The organism is Calditerrivibrio sp., from assembly GCF_049968475.1.
GTDB classification, from domain to species: Bacteria; Chrysiogenota; Deferribacteres; order Deferribacterales; family Calditerrivibrionaceae; genus Calditerrivibrio; species Calditerrivibrio nitroreducens_A.
Genome location: NZ_JBMFQS010000005.1, coordinates 49,185 through 65,911, shown reverse-complemented (window position 1 = coordinate 65,911; position 16,727 = coordinate 49,185). Strand labels below are relative to the sequence as shown.

At 36.1% G+C, this 16,727-nt stretch carries 16 protein-coding genes; 5 read left to right on the top strand and 11 right to left on the bottom strand.

Features of this window, described 5'->3' with window-relative positions; translation table 11 throughout:
• Positions 1 to 27: 27 nt before the first annotated feature.
• The 10 genes from ACP5Q2_RS05880 to buk form a co-directional block, all read right to left on the bottom strand.
• Positions 28 to 840, bottom strand: a complete 813-nt coding sequence (locus ACP5Q2_RS05880; RefSeq protein WP_424605421.1) for an MBL fold metallo-hydrolase — start codon at positions 838 to 840, stop codon at positions 28 to 30.
• Between the two features lie 3 nt (positions 841 to 843).
• The gene (locus ACP5Q2_RS05875) at positions 844 to 1,791 is read right to left on the bottom strand and encodes an AEC family transporter (protein ID WP_428098166.1); all 948 of its coding nucleotides are present in this window, start codon (positions 1,789 to 1,791) and stop codon (positions 844 to 846) included.
• A complete protein-coding gene (locus ACP5Q2_RS05870; RefSeq protein ID WP_428098163.1) occupies positions 1,788 to 3,059 on the bottom strand; it encodes an amidohydrolase family protein in 1,272 nt (423 codons plus the stop codon). Before ACP5Q2_RS05870 ends, ACP5Q2_RS05875 begins: the two co-directional genes overlap by 4 nt.
• 12 nt (positions 3,060 to 3,071) lie before the next feature.
• Positions 3,072 to 3,704, bottom strand: a complete 633-nt coding sequence (locus tag ACP5Q2_RS05865; protein ID WP_424605418.1) for an HAD family hydrolase — start codon at positions 3,702 to 3,704, stop codon at positions 3,072 to 3,074.
• Positions 3,680 to 4,090, bottom strand: a complete 411-nt coding sequence (locus tag ACP5Q2_RS05860) for a Fur family transcriptional regulator (protein WP_424605417.1) — start codon at positions 4,088 to 4,090, stop codon at positions 3,680 to 3,682. The genes ACP5Q2_RS05865 and ACP5Q2_RS05860 overlap by 25 nt, the downstream gene beginning before the upstream one ends.
• Positions 4,077 to 4,880 (bottom strand): metal ABC transporter permease, encoded by an 804-nt coding sequence (locus tag ACP5Q2_RS05855; protein ID WP_428098158.1) that lies wholly within the window; start codon positions 4,878 to 4,880, stop codon positions 4,077 to 4,079. The genes ACP5Q2_RS05860 and ACP5Q2_RS05855 overlap by 14 nt, the downstream gene beginning before the upstream one ends.
• Complete coding sequence (locus tag ACP5Q2_RS05850; protein ID WP_424605415.1) at positions 4,880 to 5,623, bottom strand: metal ABC transporter ATP-binding protein; 744 nt, start codon at positions 5,621 to 5,623, stop codon at positions 4,880 to 4,882. The genes ACP5Q2_RS05855 and ACP5Q2_RS05850 overlap by 1 nt, the downstream gene beginning before the upstream one ends.
• 2 nt (positions 5,624 to 5,625) lie before the next feature.
• Entirely contained in the window at positions 5,626 to 6,474 is an 849-nt protein-coding gene (locus tag ACP5Q2_RS05845; RefSeq protein ID WP_428098155.1) for a metal ABC transporter solute-binding protein, Zn/Mn family, read from the bottom strand.
• 107 nt (positions 6,475 to 6,581) lie between these two features.
• Positions 6,582 to 8,066, bottom strand: coding sequence for a phosphate acyltransferase (locus tag ACP5Q2_RS05840; RefSeq protein WP_428098152.1), 1,485 nt, complete (start codon positions 8,064 to 8,066; stop codon positions 6,582 to 6,584).
• A 9-nt stretch (positions 8,067 to 8,075) separates the two neighbouring features.
• Complete coding sequence (gene buk, locus ACP5Q2_RS05835) at positions 8,076 to 9,137, bottom strand: butyrate kinase (RefSeq protein ID WP_424605412.1); 1,062 nt, start codon at positions 9,135 to 9,137, stop codon at positions 8,076 to 8,078.
• Positions 9,138 to 9,287: 150 nt separating this feature from the next.
• Between buk and ACP5Q2_RS05830 the strand changes: the two genes are divergently transcribed.
• From ACP5Q2_RS05830 to ACP5Q2_RS05810, 5 genes are all read left to right on the top strand, one after another.
• Entirely contained in the window at positions 9,288 to 11,027 is a 1,740-nt protein-coding gene (locus ACP5Q2_RS05830) for a LysM peptidoglycan-binding domain-containing protein (RefSeq protein ID WP_428098148.1), read from the top strand.
• 7 nt (positions 11,028 to 11,034) lie between these two features.
• Positions 11,035 to 12,699: a molybdopterin-dependent oxidoreductase gene (locus ACP5Q2_RS05825; protein ID WP_428098146.1), complete on the top strand. Its 1,665-nt coding sequence runs from the start codon at positions 11,035 to 11,037 to the stop codon at positions 12,697 to 12,699.
• 113 nt (positions 12,700 to 12,812) lie between these two features.
• Positions 12,813 to 13,754 carry a 4-hydroxythreonine-4-phosphate dehydrogenase PdxA gene (pdxA, locus tag ACP5Q2_RS05820; RefSeq protein WP_428098143.1) on the top strand — a complete coding sequence of 314 codons (942 nt, stop codon included), beginning with the start codon at positions 12,813 to 12,815 and terminating at the stop codon, positions 13,752 to 13,754.
• On the top strand, positions 13,729 to 14,529 hold the full coding sequence (gene rsmA / locus ACP5Q2_RS05815) for a 16S rRNA (adenine(1518)-N(6)/adenine(1519)-N(6))-dimethyltransferase RsmA (RefSeq protein ID WP_428098140.1): 801 nt from the start codon (positions 13,729 to 13,731) through the stop codon (positions 14,527 to 14,529). The genes pdxA and rsmA overlap by 26 nt, the downstream gene beginning before the upstream one ends.
• Positions 14,519 to 15,106, top strand: a complete 588-nt coding sequence (locus ACP5Q2_RS05810) for a 3'-5' exonuclease (RefSeq protein ID WP_424605407.1) — start codon at positions 14,519 to 14,521, stop codon at positions 15,104 to 15,106. The genes rsmA and ACP5Q2_RS05810 overlap by 11 nt, the downstream gene beginning before the upstream one ends.
• A gap of 33 nt (positions 15,107 to 15,139) precedes the next feature.
• Here ACP5Q2_RS05810 and ACP5Q2_RS05805 read toward each other — a convergent pair whose 3' ends face one another.
• Complete coding sequence (locus ACP5Q2_RS05805) at positions 15,140 to 16,720, bottom strand: sodium:solute symporter family transporter (protein WP_428098136.1); 1,581 nt, start codon at positions 16,718 to 16,720, stop codon at positions 15,140 to 15,142.
• Between the last annotated feature and the right edge of the window lie 7 nt (positions 16,721 to 16,727).

Sequence of the window (16,727 nt, the reverse complement as noted above, 5' to 3'; positions counted from 1 at the left end):
ATATAATTAATTTATTTGCAAGTAAAGCTAAATTTCAACAGTAAGTCCAACTTTTATCGGAATAAACCTTTTCTGGAAAATCTTACTAAAATGGCAGATGGCATTTATCCCTGTGCAATGTCCAGTTATTATATATTTTATGTCATTATTCATTAAAAAATCTGAAACATGATGCAGCTCCTTTTCACCGCTTCTAAATAGATGAAAGCCCCCTATTACACTTTTTATAATTGGATCACCAAATTTACTTTTAAAATCTTTTACTATGTTTACAATACCGGCATGGGAACATCCGGTAATTATACTCCACCCATCTTCCTCCCTTATGGCAAGATACTGCTCGTCGGGAAAATAATCTTTTGAATATACCCCTGAATACTCTATAAAAAGGTTCTTATCTGAATCAAACTCTTCAAACCTGTTTATCCCTCCAGAGAGAAATATCCCTTTGTCAATTTCGCTAACTGACTCGTTGAATGAAAATAGGTGTTGATTCTTTGAAAAGAACGTTTCATCAATACCTATGTAGTCATAATCTCCATCTAGCCTTACTCTAAGATGTCTAGAGTCTATAGCTTTGTGGGAATAGATCTTTATATGTTCAGATAGATTCAAATATAAGAGCCCACCGGTGTGATCGTAATGTCCATGACTCAACACAATAAAATCGATACTTTTGGGGTAGATACCAAGAAATTTTATATTAGACATAATAGCACCTGTCTGTCCAGCATCAAAAAGGATATTTTTGCCATCTACCTCTATCAGAGCGGAAAATCCATGCTCCGCCAGCAATCCTGCTCTGTCAACATAATTGTCCACCAGAAAGGTAACCTTCATCTTCTACCTCCATAAAAAGGTATTTATTACCGAAACTAAAGGTATTGTAAAAAGACAAGAAATCGTGGTGACAAAAATAGCCTCTGTGGCAAGATGATCATCCGATTCGTATGCCTTTGCAAGCATGACGACAGTGGTCATGATGGGTAAGCCGGCCACAATACTTAAAATACCAAGCTGGACTGAAGGGAGATAATTTTTAAAAATACCATACAACACTACAGGCATGATGATCAACTTTACTATTACTATAGCAAATATATGAGGCTTTTTCAAAACCCCTTTATGATCCATAAAGCTTAGGGCAGCCCCAATATATATCATCGAAAGGTATTTACTCGTCCCACCTATACCATAAATGGTATCTGCAATGACCCTGGGCAATTTTATCCCTAATACTAAAACTAAAATAGCCAGAAAAAGCGCTATTGTGGTGGGATTTATCATATTTTTTATAGAATTTTTTATCGATGATCCTCCAATATGTCTACTACACATATACACACCAAAAGTCCAGAGCAAAGACATATCCACAAGTGTATATATTGTAATTGATACACCCGCCAGAGGATCTTTGTAAACCTCATTTATCAGAGGGATCCCAATAAACCCCATATTACCAAATGTCATAAGAGGTAAAAAAATATTAAAACTTTTCCCCTCCAACCTGAAAAGCTTTGCAATAACATACCCCAAAATTGGAAGCAAAACAAACAGTATGATGACCGCAAAGGTAAAATGAAGCGAAAGCAAAAAGTCTTTTAGTGTGACCCCACTACCCACCACAACAGCAAAGATGAGGCAGGGAAGAATGATCTTTACTATAAAACGGGCAAGATGAGACAGACTATCCTGACAGATTACTTTTCTCTTTGAGGCTATATAGCCAATCAACATCAGCATGCCGAATATTATTACCTGATTGATAATTACTTCTAAATGACCATTCACTTAATCCTATCCCCCCACCATCTGGCTTTTTCAATAACCTCATTTTCATCTATTGTGACGATTTTTCCATCCACCATTACAGGATCTCCATTCACAAAAAAATCCACTATATTTTGAGTTTTAGCAGAGTAAACCACTTGAGAAACAGGGTTGAAAACAGGAACGGTAAAAGGGTCATCAAACCTAACCACAATAAAATCAGCGTAAAAACCGTTTTTTAATTCCCCACAATTTTCCAGGAAAAGCCCTCTGGCAGCATTTTTTGTGGCCATATCTATTACAGTACCAGCATCCAGTACTGTAGGATCAAGATTTAAACCTTTGTGAAATTTAGCCACAGTGGACAATTCCCCTAACATATCAAGATCGTTGTTGCTAGCGGCTCCATCAGTACCTATCGAGACATTTGCCCCCGCATCCATATATTTTTTTATGTTTGCAAAGCCACTACCAAGCTTTAAATTGCTCTCAAGACAGTGGGAGATATTTGCAGATTTTTTACCTATCACATCTATCTCTTCCTCTGTTAGATGCACCATATGGGCGAGGATAGATTTTGTATCAAACAACCCAACCTCATCCATCAACGAAACCGGGGTCTTCCCATATTTCTGTTTTATATTATTCACCTCATCCATCGTCTCCGCAAGATGTGTGTGTATCAAAAGGTCATACTTTTCGGCAAATTTTATACATCTTTTATAGCTCTCAGGTGAAACTGTATAAGGGGCGTGGGGGGAAAGGGCTATTCTTACGTCTCTATCACCTCTAAAATATTCGTATAGCTTTAGTGCATTGTTTAGATAGTCATCTATATCTTTTCCAAATTTTGTGGGGAAATCGAGAATTCCGGCCCCCAATACCACCTTTAACCCGGCTTTTTTGATGGCCTCCCCTATATTTTTTGAATAAAAATACATATCATTTCCACAGACTGTACCTGAATGGATCATTTCACAGGCAGCCAGAAGGGTGGCATCATAGACAAACTCTTCAGATAGATACTTTGACTCCGCAGGCCAAATATAGTTTCTCAGCCAGTCCATAAGTGGGATATCATCCGCAAGACCTCTAAAAAGACTCATCGGCAGATGTGTGTGCGTATTTATAAATGCTGGCATTATTATAGAGTTTTCTTTTTCGTAGATCTTCTCCGCATCCTCCGAATTATCCGATATACCGATAATCTTTTCATCGAAAATTAAATACTTATCCGTTGAAACTTTTCCGTCATAATATATGTATCTTGATTTATACGCTTTTTTCATAAATGCCCCAGATCAGATAAGTATATTCAAAAGCTCTTCCGGAGTATCCACAAAATAATCCGGCTGTTGACCATAAAGCTTACCATAACCGTATCTACAGAAAATAGTTTTAAGACCTGCTCTATTTCCAGACTCCACATCCGTGTAGTTATCACCAATTAAATATCCATCTTTTTTTGAGCGTGTAATTTTTATAATTTCGTAAATGGGCAAAGGGGAAGGTTTTTTCTCCACAAAAGAATCGCCTCCATACCATCTTACAAAATAGTTATCCAATTTAAAATGTTTTACGAGATAATCCGTCATTTCAAATGATTTATTAGAAAGAATAGCCATGATGTATCTATCTTTTAATCTCTCAAGAACGTTAAGTATTGAAGTAAAAGGCTTTGTCTGGTTGACAAGATTTTCTTTGTAAACAGCTCTAAAATGTCTCTCATGTTCATCTTTAAAATTATCTTCGCCCACTGCCCTTTCCACAAGCTTTTTTATCCCATCACCTACGTACTGCTTTGTGATTGAGATATCAAATGTCGGGAAATTAAAATATCTTAGCGTATTCATCAGTGAGCTATGGATATCATCAATTGTATCAAGGATTGTTCCATCAAGGTCAAAGATCAGGATCTCTTTTTCTGAAGACAATTTTTACATACCCCCACTATCTTTATTTCGATGCTGTCCACCATTTCATCTACTATATTTAATTCAATAGATTTGTCAATCTCTTTACAGATAGTTTTATGGCATTCCCTGCAGTAGAAATGTGTGTGTGGCTCTGTTTGCTCTAACCTTACACAGTAATGCCCCACCCCATCTAAATCCACATCTTTCATAATGATCATCCTCTTTTCAAACAACTCTAATGTTCTATAAATGGTTGTTTTATCTATATCCTTTAAGTCACCGATTAACTCAACTGCCGAGATGGTATGATCCTGACCGATGATGGCATTTAAGATTTTGATTCTATTACGATTAGGCCTGATATTGAATCTTTTTAAAATCTCTTCAGCATTATCTTTTGACATAGTTTACCAGCGTGTCTATAAAATATACAATTACAGAAAAGAGGATTATCGTTGCTCCGGTGGAAAGATTAAAACGGTAGGCAATGATAAACCCTATAATGGAGAACAAAAGGGCAATGATGCTTGACAAAACCATCATAGATGAAAGACTTTTACATCTTTTTATTGCAATGCTCTGGGGTATGGTGAGCATAGCCATTACAAGGATAATACCCGTCATTTTGATAAGTATTACGATTGAAAGGGAAACCATGATGAGCATAATATAGTAAATGATATTTACTCTGTACCCCACCACCCTTGAATAATCTTTGTCAAATGATACAAGAACCACAGTTTTATAATTTAAAATAAGAAGTATTAAGATCAACGATAAAAGTATCCCGGATAATATAAGATCTATATCTGTAATGGTAAGGACATTACCAAACAGATAGGACATCAAATCTGCATTATATCCAGGAGTAAGATCGGTGAGTATAATCCCCAGAGCCATACCAAACGCCCAGATCATTCCTATAAATGAGTCTGAAAGGGCATTTTCTTTTTCGGTTAAAAACCCTACGATAAATCCGGATATCGAAGAAAAAACCATAGTTGTGGCTGTAACGGGTAAACCAAAATAGAAGGCTATCCCCACACCACCATAAGCAGCATGGGCTATACTACCGGCAAGGGACACTATTCTATTTACAACCACAATACTACCCACTATTCCACATATAAAACTGCTTAAAATTATCCCATAGATTGCATTTTTTAAGAATATATAATCAAAAAACCCATCCATCAGATAATACCTCCCCTGGAGATATGCTCTATTTCATCGTGAAGGTATTGCCCCAAATGGCAGCTATGCTGATCATGAACACCATACATCAGCTCTATCATCTCCTGATTTATCTGGGGCTTGTCCATAAATATCAATTTTCTATTCACACAGGCAACAGATTTTACTCCAGACATGATAAGACCTAGATTATGGGTGACCATCACTATTGTCATATATTTATTCAACTTTTCAAGATATGAAAAAAAACAGAATGTACCATAGGGGTCGATATTGGATGTAGGTTCATCAAGAATTAGAAGCCTTGGTTTTGAAATCACCGCCCTTGCTAAAAGCACCCTTTGCAGCTGACCACCTGAAAGTTCAGATACCCTTTTATGAAGAAGTTCGCCTATTTTAAGTTCACTTACGATTTCCTCAAAGTATTCATTTGAAAAAACTTTCCCCCTGGGCAATCCTAAAAGAATAACATCCTTTACCTTGATGGGGAAATCTCTTTTCAATGATATATACTGCGGCAGATACCCTATATCTGATTGTTTTATATTCAGATTTACTAATCCTTTTGTGGGGGTTAGAAGCCCTAACATTACCTTTATCAGCGTGGTCTTCCCACCCCCATTTGGTCCAACTATAATTAGATAGTCCCCTTCTTTTAGCGTAAGATTAACATCTTCAAGTATCCAGAAATCTTCATTATCATATTTAAAATAGATCCTTTGTAGATCAACTATCGTTTTCAATTTTACTCTAACCCATCTGCAATTTCCTGTGATACATATTTCATATTTTTAAGCCAATCGTATTCCAGTGGATTTATCTTTACAATTCTAGCTCCGAGCTCTTTTGCAAGGGTTTCCACAGTGGTACTCGAAATCTGAGGCTGTACAAAGATAACTTTAATATTCTTACTTTTAGCAAAAGATATTATTTCTTTCAACCTTTTAGGAGAAGGCTCTTTCCCCTCAAACTCTATGGAAACCTGGTTTAAACCAAAATCTCTGGCAAAATACCCCCATGAAGGATGGAATACTAAAAAACTTTTATTTTTTTTAGTGATCAAGCGCGAAGATACTTCATTTTTTAACATATCGATCTCTTTTACCAGCTGTTCGTAATTTTTTTCATAACTTGTTTTATTGGCAGGATCAATACTTAAAAGGATATCTTTTGTATTTTGTGCAATTATTTTCATATTCTCCAGTGAAAGCCATATATGGGGATCGTGAAACAGTTTTTTGCCATGATGATGATCGTCATCCGACATCCTCAACTTTTCCACCCCTTTATCCATACGATATATTTTAATTTTTGGGTTTACATTAAGAATCTTTTTTACCCATATCTCATCCAGCACCTCTTCAAGACTCAGATAAGCAGATGCAGCGCTGACATTTTTTAAAGTGTTAATTTTAGGTTCATACGTATGTGGATTTGCCCCTTCAGGTATGATCGATATGACCGTCCAGAGATTTCCGACAATCTTTTCGGTGATGAACTTTTGAGGCAAAATTGTTACTGCTATCATCCTCTCTGAGGCATTTGCCGTAACTAAAGAAAACAGCAGAAAAAAGGTAAAAAATATTTTTCTCATAAAGCACCCCTGATTTTGCAACTAAGTTTCATAATTATAATTGCAACTCAGTTGCAAAAAGTCAAGAGTTTTTATATATCTAATTCAAAAAAAGTTTCTGTTTGATACTAAAGCTTCCCCGAATGGGAGCTAAATATAGAGCTTGCGCATATTGTAAGAAACTTTGTCATCTCCCCATCACTTCTGGAGGTGAGTATCACCGGGCAGGCAGCACCCAAGACAAGATTAGCCACCTCCACCCCCATAGTCATCACCCAAGCCTTGTAGAGAAAATTACCTCCTTCTATGTGAGGAACCACTAGTATATCCGCCTTTCCAGCCACAGGATTATCCTTCAAACCTTTTTTTTCAACAGAATCTGGATAAAGTGCAAGGTCATAAGACAACGGACCATATACGTAAGCATCCTCCCAATTTATTTCTGATAGCTGTTTTTCAAGTAGACTGGTGGGGATTTTGGAAGATGGAACCTCATTTGCATCAAGTAGGGCAACCCTCGGTTTATCAACCCCAAGACTTTTGGCAGCTTCGATTGCATTTTTTAGTATATCAAAGCTCGATTCAAGCTTATCATTTATAAAAAGTGATGGATTAATCGCCGGATCGGTGAGAAATATAAGTCTATCAACGGAAGGTAGCTCAAAAATGCTTACAAGAGATAATCTTCTCCCTATATTTAAACCTTTTTCTTTATCCAGTATAGCTTTTACGAAATTCTGGGTATTTATCTTACCCTTCATAATCAAATGGCCATCTCCCCTTCTGATTATCTCCACCCCTTTTCTGGCCGCATCAAGCTCATAATTGTCCGTGACATCCAGATCCACAAATTCGTAGTGATTTTTGTAATTTAAAAAACCTTTACAATAAGCTTCCGTTTTGGCGATGTTCCCCACAAGATATATCTTATCCACAATCCCCTCTTCGATGGCTCTATTTCCAGCTCCGAGGGATGAATCATCCGGACAGATCAGAGATATATTTTTCTTGGGCAACAGTTTTGCCGCCTGTACCATATCCCTCATCTTCTTCCCTTTCACCTGATGCACCATAGACTCCGAATTAAATACCACCACTAAAAGCCTTGAATAATCTGTAATAGAATTGATACAATGGGGAATGGATGAATCAAAGTATAGCGTGTCACCATCTTCAAGAATAAATTCCTCTTCACCAACAACTGTCTTAACCTTTCCACTCATAACGTAATGAAACTCTTCACCTTTATGTGCGCTAAATTCCTGTTTTTCATCCCTTCTCACATCCACGATCAAAGGTTCCATACTCCTTCCGATATAAAATGGGGCAAGGCTCTCGTAATCATAACCTCTTCTTCTCCTGACCGGAACTCTCTCATCTCTTCTTGTGGCAACAGCCTTTTTCGGCTTAAATTCATTACCATAGATAAGAAGGGAAAGATCTTTGTTTAAAGCCCTTGAAAGCTTCAGAAGTGTTGATACAGTTGGTTTGATCTCATTTTCAAGAATAGCTTTAAACTCTTCCTCCGATAAATTTACCTGCTTTAGTAAAAATTCTACATCTATCTGCTCCGTATCGATGATTTTCTTGATATTACTACCTATTTCAATCATAACATACTCCTAACTATATTCTTTTGGAATCTCTTTACCACTTAAAACTCTTATTCCAGCATCTATAAGGGCTTCTATCTCATTCTCACCCGGCTCAACAAATATCCTACCTAAAAATGATATCCTATCCGTAATAAGTTTTACGAATCTGTCGCTATAAGCAAGCCCACCTGTTAGGACAATACCATCCAAATTGCCATTTACAACGGTTGATAGAGCACCTATCTCTTTAGAAACCTGATATCCCATAGCCTCATAGTATAATTTAGCATTTTCATCCCCATTGTCTATCATTTTTTCAACCTCTTTTAGATCGATTGTATTTAAATAAGAATATAACCCACCTTTTCTGGACACAACCGATCTTAATTCATCAATTGTATACAGATTCTTTTTTAAAAGCTCCAGAACACCATCCACAGGCAACCCACCAGTCCTTTCCGGAGAAAAAGGGCCATCTCCGTCAAGGGCATTATTTACATCCACAACTTTCCCTTTCGAATGAATACCTATAGATATACCCCCACCTAAATGAGCCACTATAAGATTTATATCTTCATATCTTTTCCCTATCTTTTCTGATACTTTCAGTGCTGTAGCCTTATGGTTTAGTGCATGGAACATACTTTTTCTTTCAACACCCTTAAACCCGGATACTTTAGCAATAGGAAGCATTTCATCAATCACCGGAGGATTTGTGATATAAGCTTCACAACCATAGATCAGTGACAATTCCCTGGCAATGATCCCCCCAAGATTTGCAGCATGCTGACCCATCACACCAACTTTTAAGTCTTCTATCATCCTGTCGTTAACTCTATACACACCCCCCTGAATAGGCTTCATAAGCCCCCCCCTACCTACAACCGCATCAACTTTTTCAGTATTATCTAACAATTCCCCCAAGATTTGTTTAATTACATTAAACCTAAAATCTTTTTGGTCAAAAATTGTTTGGCAGGCATCTATCTCTTTTCTATCATGGGATATCGTTTTTTTTATTATTTTATGATTTTTGAAGACACCTAACTTTGTTGAAGTGGATCCAGGATCTATTACTACTATCAACATAGAAACCTCCTTTGTTTAGTTAAACTAAATATAACATAAAACAAAGAAAAATCAATCAAATTTTTAAAGAAACATATTTTTCATCTAACTGTTAATATGTTACATATTTTGACTTGACATATCATTAAAACATCTTTATAAAATTGTTTGATGAAAAAGATAGTAATGTTGCTTTTATCAATATCACTTTTAGGTTGCGCCGGATTATCCAAACCCGGCTCCGTCTCTAACCAAAACACATCCACAAAACCACTAGAAACGAAAAACTTTGATATACAAAACATAAAAATATCATCGCCACATTACATCTATTCACCCGAAATCAGGACAACTGCGACTGTTGATCTCTTAAATACCGAAGAAAATAATCCAAAAGTAGCCGTTAGCTCAAATAAAGATAACAAACAGGAAAAACCTAAACAAGATTCAGTAAATTTGTCAAAGGTATATAAACCAGACTTTGACATATCTTTTCTATTTCAGGACAACAAAAAATTAAATCTACATTACAATACTCTGGATAACATAACCGAAACTTTTAACGTACCAGTAACAATAAACGATAGGGTGAAAAAATATATCGAAAGATTTACCACAACCTCCCGAAACACAATGCAGAGATGGATAAATAATTCTTTTAAATATCTATTTTATGTTAAAGATCTATTTCAGAGCTACGGTTTGCCCACAGACCTTTCCTATTTACCACTTGCGGAAAGTGGATTTGATCCAGTTGTAAGATCAAGGGCTGGTGCAGTAGGAATGTGGCAATTTATGGAATCCACCGGAAGACTTTATGGCCTGAAAATAAATTACTGGGTGGATGAAAGAAAAGATTTTGAAAAATCAACTGATGCAGCTGCAAGGCATCTAAAAGATCTATACGAAAAATTCAACGATTGGTCTCTTGCTCTTGCGGCCTATAATGCTGGTGCGGGCAGAATTCAAAAAGCAATCGATAAGTTTAACACAGAAGATTATTTTGAGCTGTCCAGCTACAAACATCTTACAGAGGAAACGAAAGACTATGTCCCAAAATACACAGCCCTTATGATTATACACAAGAATCTTATGGAATATGGTTTTGATTATCCAGATATTCAGCCTATCGTTTATGAAAAAGTTAAATTGGATTACCCTGTAAATCTTTACATATTAAGCAAATTGACAGGTATTGAGCTAAATAATATAATGGAGCTTAACCCCTCTCTCAGAAGATGGATAACTCCACCATCTGATACTTTTGAGCTTAAAATTCCAGTGGGATACAAAGATAAAGTTCTGGCGGTTTTGAATAGTTATTCTCCTGAAGAGCTTTTACAGGTGAGGATCTTTACCCCAGCCAAAAAAACGAGGGTAGTTGATATCGCTAAAAAGTTTAAGACATCACCTGATCGTATAATGGCTATGAACGGTTTTAAGAAACCGATTGTCAGGGCAGGTTTCCCTGTAATTATTCCATCAGAAAATGGAAATGTTGTGATTGATACCAAAAAGTTAGAGAACATGACTGCCATTTCTGACAAACCAGAGATTGAAACGATTAGTTATAAAGTGAAAAAGGGGGATACTTTTGCAAAAATAGCAAATAGATATAAAACAACCGCTAAAGCCATCCAGAGCCACAACAGGATAACAAAATTAAAAGTTGGTATGGATATTGAAATCCCCATCAAAAATTCATCCAAAACTGCAAGCAAATCAAATATAAAACAGAAGACAGCCAAAAATACTCCAACAAAACAAAAATTTATCACTTATAAAGTGCAAAAAGGGGACACAATATATAAACTTGCCAGTAAATATGATACAAACCCTGATCTCATCATAAAATTAAACAACATAAAGAGTCTTAAACAGGGACAGAAAATAAAAATTCCAAAATCATAAACATTTTATGAAAAAATTCATCTGCTCAAAAGATTGTATTGAAGCATGCTTTGCCTATATCGATGGTCTATCTATAATACCTGAAAATAGGGAAAACAGTGGTAAGTTTGTATGTTCAAAACTTAAAAAATTTTTACAAAGGGAAGTTTTTTCAAACAATTTAAGTTTCATAAATTCAAACGGCCAAAAGGAACATCCTGATCTTAAAGAAATAATAAAATCTATAGTTAACTATATGTTAATAAACAAAGATAAAAATATTTTATACATAAGAGGATCTGGTAGTCTTGGCTATATGATGAACTACTGGGATCTGCTCTTTTCACATTTTCCGAATATATACTTCGTAGATGGATCCTTATGTCTTGAGACTGGTGAATCAGCCCATATAAAAGATTTCGGAGTTTACGTTAACCCTCCAGTAGAAAATCTTTCGGAAGTAGATAATATTGTCCTATTTGGTAGGGATGCCCACAACGTTTCACCGCACCTTTACAGCTATCTCAAAAAGCTTAAAAATGATGGTAAAAAGATTATTTACATAGATCCAATCCTCAGAAAAACTGCTAAAATTTCAGATAGATACATAAGAATCAGACCTGCTTCTGACAACTTTCTGGCAGCAGCTATTATCAAAAACCTTTCAAAAGAAGATATCCCATACGAACTAAATTTTCTGCTTGAAAAGTGCAGTGTATCTGAAGAGGATCTAAAATACCTCATGGATACTTTCAAAAATGGTAAAACTGGAATAATCACAGGTTATGGTTTACAAAGATACAAAAACGGTGAAAACATCGTAAGATGGATAAATAGATTAGCATATTTCACAAACAACCTGAACTATCTATACTACGTTAGAAGCTCCAAAGATGGTTTGCCTAAACCTTATATTAAAAACCAAAAAATTAACATTTCAGAAATACTCGCTTATTTAAACAAAGGCTTTTTTCACGGGGCAATTATTGTGGCTTCCAACTCTCTAATATCATACCCATCTTCAAAAAAATTGGAAGAACTTCTAAAAAAGATCAATTTTCTCTTGGTGGTGGATACAAACAAAACCGAAACAGCAGAGATTGCAACCCATTTTATAAAGGTGCACGGTATGTTTGCTCAGGAAGATATATCCGGCAGTTACTTCTATGATAATAGGCTTCGCTCAAGAGATAAAGTCTTTGATAAATTATCGGATATTGATATCATCAAAGCCATTTCAGAAGAGTTAGAGGTAAAAATTGATATTAGGTTTCCACCATTACCAGAAAAAAAAGAATATAAAGGACGAAAATACAAAACAGATTCTTTACAGCTAATAGAAAATAAGTCAGAAGGTCTAAGGCTTATCACAGGATCCCATTATAGCTATCTAAACTCCCAAAGATTTGGAGATTTTGCGGAAAACTTTATATATATCTCACCAATAGATGCACAAAAATATCATCTTACTGATGAAGAAGTGGTAAAGATCTCAAATGAAAATGGTAACATTACAGGAAAAATAAAAATCTCAGAGATCTGTGGTGAAGGTTACTTATTCTGCTATAAGTGTCAGAAACTTTTAGAAGGTCACCCAAATATACTCACATCCTACACACCAACAGATTCTTTTACAGGTATCGCCCTCTATGATACTTTTGTAAAATTGGAAAAACTAAAGCATAACCAATAAAATAATTTCAGATCCCTTTTTGATAAAGCTTTAACTTTAGATGTTATAAAAATGGTTATTTTCAACACTAATTTCATCTTGAAATATTTTCTAGATTACTATACTATCCCCTCATGAAAAATAGAATAGCTATCACGATGGGTGATCCTTCAGGTATAGGCCCTGAGATCATCTATAAACTTTTTAAAAATCACAACCTTGAAGATTATGATATAAAAGTTGTGGGGATTAAAGATATATTCAGGCGTTTCGGTAATCTAAATTTTGATGTCATTGAACCTGAATACCAGGGTGAAAAAAAATTCCCTTTGGGTAAGGTAAACGCAGAAAGTGGCAAGGTATCGATGCTTTGTGTGGAATTGGCAGTTAATCTGGCACTAAAAAAAGAAATTGATGCAATAGTCACCGCCCCCATAAATAAAAAGTCGATAAGCATAGCAGGTTATCCATTCCCTGGACACACAGAATTTCTTGCACATCTGACAGGTTCAAATGATTACTCAATGATGCTTGTGGGGGATAAAATCAAAACTGTCCTCGTCACCACCCATTCACCGATAAAGTCATTGCCGGATAAAATTACACAAGAATCAGTATTAAAAGCCATAAAAAATGCACACAGCGCCGGAAGATATTTTGGGAATGTTCAACCACACATAGCAGTATGTGGACTTAACCCTCATGCTGGTGATGAAGGGGCAATTGGTAATGAAGAAGATCTTATAATAAAACCTGCAATTGAAGAAGCCATGAAAATCGGTATTAACGCAACAGGCCCATACCCAGCCGACTCACTTTTCGCCAGGATGCTATCAGGATTTTGCGATATAGCCGTGGCAATGTATCATGATCAGGGCTTGATTCCTGTAAAGATGGAAAGTTTTGGCAATGCAGTCAATGTGACCTTAAACTTACCCATCATAAGAACATCAGTGGATCACGGTACTGCATTTGACATAGCTGGTAAAAACATTGCCTCTGAATTAAGCCTTTTAAGAGCAATAAAAACTGCAGATATAATGATAAACAATGTTAAATCTAGTAAATATATATAAAAATGAATTTTCAAAAACCAAAAAATCCCTTGGGCAACATTTTCTCATAAATCAACATTACATAGAAAAGATTCTGGACGCCACCTCTGTATCTAAAGATTCAAGGATTTTAGAAATCGGCCCAGGTTGTGGAGCATTAACGGTAAAAATATTAGAAAGGGGTGCCGATCTTACTGCCATAGAAATCGATGCAGTGCTGGTGGATTTTCTAAAACGGTATCTATATTTCTATCCAAACTTCAAAATAATCCATTCCGACTTTACTAAAATCGACAAATCCTTACTCGATGGCAAATATAATCTGGTTGGTAATCTACCTTATTATGTTTCGGTGCCTATTCTTGAAAAATGTACCGAATTAATAGAAAATATAAACACAATGACTTTTATGTTTCAAAAAGAGGTGGCGGATCGGATTATATCCACCCCATCAAAGAAGAGCTACTCTTCTCTATCTGTATTCTGTCAATATTTTTTTGATATAAAAAAGATCCTCAATATATCAGGAGGCAACTTCTGGCCAACCACAAAAGTAGAATCAACAGTTCTTCATTTTATACCTAAAAAACGACAATTCGATGTGGACGAAAAAGATTTTCTAAATCTTGTGAAACTCAGCTTCTCAGCTAAAAGAAAGATGCTTAAAAACAACCTACATAGCATTATTGATACAAATCTCATAGATGAATTTTTTGGAAGGAACAACGTAAGGGCAGAAGAACTATCAGTTGAGGATTTCATAAATTTTTACAATTTTTTGAAAAATGCTCAATAAAAGTATTTATGAAATAGATTACATTGTAGTCGATTTGGAAACAACAGGGATATCACCGTATAAAGGTGCAAAAATAGTGGAGATAGCCGCACTGAAAATAGAAAAAGGGCTAAAAATAAACCTCAAAAATTCATTTTATTCCCTAGTAAACCCTCAAATACCTATCCCCTATTCCGCCTATAGAGTACACAAAATAAGCAACGAAATCGTCAAAGACTCCCCCACAATAGAAGAAGTTTTACCAAAATTTTTAGAATTTTTAGATACACCATTCATAATAGGTCAGAATATATCTTTCGATTACAATTTTATAAAATATTTCTCAGACATGTGTAACCTTAGACTAAAAGACTTTATAACAATAGATACCATCAATATTGCAAAAAAGATCACACCTAATTTAAAAAGCTACAATTTAGATAATCTTATAACCTATTTTGGAATAGAAAACATCCTTGTCAATGGCAAAAGGCACAGAGCAGATTTTGATATCTACACCACTGCCCTGATTTTCATAAAAATGATTGAAGTTATTGAAAATTATAAGATAGATTTGAAAATATCGGATTTAATTTAAAAAAGGTGGAGATTACTCTCCACCCTGAAAACTTTAATGGTCATGGGCACCTTCGGCACCAACACCAAGGTATGTTCTTAATTTTTCATCTTCAAAAAGCTCCTGAGCTCTCTGATCTGGAGTGATAAGAGATCCTAACCAGCCTGCTATGAATGCAAGGGGAAGGGAGAAAATTGTGGGAAACTTATATGGGAAGATAGGAGCACTATTTTTAAGTACATCCACCCAGACAGTTGGCCCCAATACGATAAGAACCATAGCAGATAAACCACCCACAAGGATAGAGAGAACCGCACCTGTGGTGGAAAACTTCTTCCATACTATGGACATAAATAATGCTGGGAAGTTTGCACTTGCTGCCACTGCAAATGCAAGAGCAACAAGGAAGGCAACGTTTTGTCCTTTAAAAGCAATCCCCAAAAAGATAGCAACGATACCGTAAATGAAAGTGGCCACTTTTGCTGATTTATATTTTTCAGCCTCTGTTGCCTGTCCACCTTTGAAAACACCAATCCAGAGGTCATTTGCAAGAGCTGCTGAAGCGGCTATTGTAAGACCAGCCACAACCGCAAGAATCGTAGCAAATGCAACGGCAGAGATAAAACCCATAAGAGGAGATCCGCCCAACACTTCAGCAAGCATTACTGCCGCCATATTACCACCTTTATCGATGGATGTGATTGTTTCTCTTGTGACAAGCACTGATGCACCAAAACCTACTATTGGGATGATTATATAGAAATAACCTATCCATGTAGTAGCCCATACGATCGACTTTCTGGCCTCTTTAGCATTTGGAACGGTGAAGAATCTCATAAGGATGTGTGGAAGACCAAGTAAACCAAGCATCAATGCAAGACCAAGAGAAAAAGCATCAGCAGCACTTTTGATAAAGCCACCAGGTTCAAGGGCTTTATCCCCATATTTAGCAGCCACAGCTCCGTATAATTCACCAGGATTGAAACCAAACTTAACAAGAACAAGAATAGTGATCAAGCTTACCCCACCAAGAAGAAGTGTAGCTTTGATAATCTGTACCCATGTTGTTGCAAGCATACCACCCAAAAGAAGGTATATAAGCATTGCAACACCCACTATAACAACAGCCATCTCATATGACATACCAAAAAGAAGCTTGATGAGTGATCCAGAGCCAACCATCTGGGCAGTCGTATATGAAAGTAAAACTAAAAGACCACCAATAGCAGCCGCAGTCCTAATCGGTTTTGCATTCAACCTAAAAGCCACAACATCTGCAAAGCTATACTTACCAAGGTTTCTAAGGGGTTCTGCTATGAGGAAAAGAAGCGCAGGCCAGCCCACAAGCCAACCAACAGCATAAATTATACCATCATAACCTTTTAAAGCCACCATACCAGATATCCCAAGGAACGATGCCGCAGACATATAGTCCCCAGCAAGGGCTAAACCATTCTGAAACCCAGATATACCACCACCAGCTGTGTAATAAGAACTGGCTGTCTTTTGTGATTTTTTAGCTGCAAAATACGTTGCAAGCAATGTAATAGCAACAACTATAAAGAAAAACAAAATTGATGAAGTATTGGGTTTACCAAAAGAAAACTGTTGTACTGCAGTAGTTGCATTATCCATAAATATC

What these genes read in the sequence shown, in the direction of transcription:
- ACP5Q2_RS05840 (WP_428098152.1), bottom strand. Translation starts at nt 8,066, where the DNA reads ATGATTGAAATAGGTAGTAATATCAAGAAAATCATCGATACGGAGCAG.
- rsmA (WP_428098140.1), top strand. Translation starts at nt 13,729, where the DNA reads ATGTTAAATCTAGTAAATATATATAAAAATGAATTTTCAAAAACCAAA.
- ACP5Q2_RS05830 (WP_428098148.1), top strand. Translation starts at nt 9,288, where the DNA reads ATGAAAAAGATAGTAATGTTGCTTTTATCAATATCACTTTTAGGTTGC.
- ACP5Q2_RS05880 (WP_424605421.1), bottom strand. Translation starts at nt 840, where the DNA reads ATGAAGGTTACCTTTCTGGTGGACAATTATGTTGACAGAGCAGGATTG.
- ACP5Q2_RS05860 (WP_424605417.1), bottom strand. Translation starts at nt 4,090, where the DNA reads ATGTCAAAAGATAATGCTGAAGAGATTTTAAAAAGATTCAATATCAGG.
- ACP5Q2_RS05805 (WP_428098136.1), bottom strand. Translation starts at nt 16,720, where the DNA reads ATGGATAATGCAACTACTGCAGTACAACAGTTTTCTTTTGGTAAACCC.
- ACP5Q2_RS05845 (WP_428098155.1), bottom strand. Translation starts at nt 6,474, where the DNA reads ATGAGAAAAATATTTTTTACCTTTTTTCTGCTGTTTTCTTTAGTTACG.
- pdxA (WP_428098143.1), top strand. Translation starts at nt 12,813, where the DNA reads ATGAAAAATAGAATAGCTATCACGATGGGTGATCCTTCAGGTATAGGC.
- ACP5Q2_RS05825 (WP_428098146.1), top strand. Translation starts at nt 11,035, where the DNA reads ATGAAAAAATTCATCTGCTCAAAAGATTGTATTGAAGCATGCTTTGCC.
- buk (WP_424605412.1), bottom strand. Translation starts at nt 9,137, where the DNA reads ATGTTGATAGTAGTAATAGATCCTGGATCCACTTCAACAAAGTTAGGT.
- ACP5Q2_RS05810 (WP_424605407.1), top strand. Translation starts at nt 14,519, where the DNA reads ATGCTCAATAAAAGTATTTATGAAATAGATTACATTGTAGTCGATTTG.
- ACP5Q2_RS05855 (WP_428098158.1), bottom strand. Translation starts at nt 4,880, where the DNA reads ATGGATGGGTTTTTTGATTATATATTCTTAAAAAATGCAATCTATGGG.
- ACP5Q2_RS05870 (WP_428098163.1), bottom strand. Translation starts at nt 3,059, where the DNA reads ATGAAAAAAGCGTATAAATCAAGATACATATATTATGACGGAAAAGTT.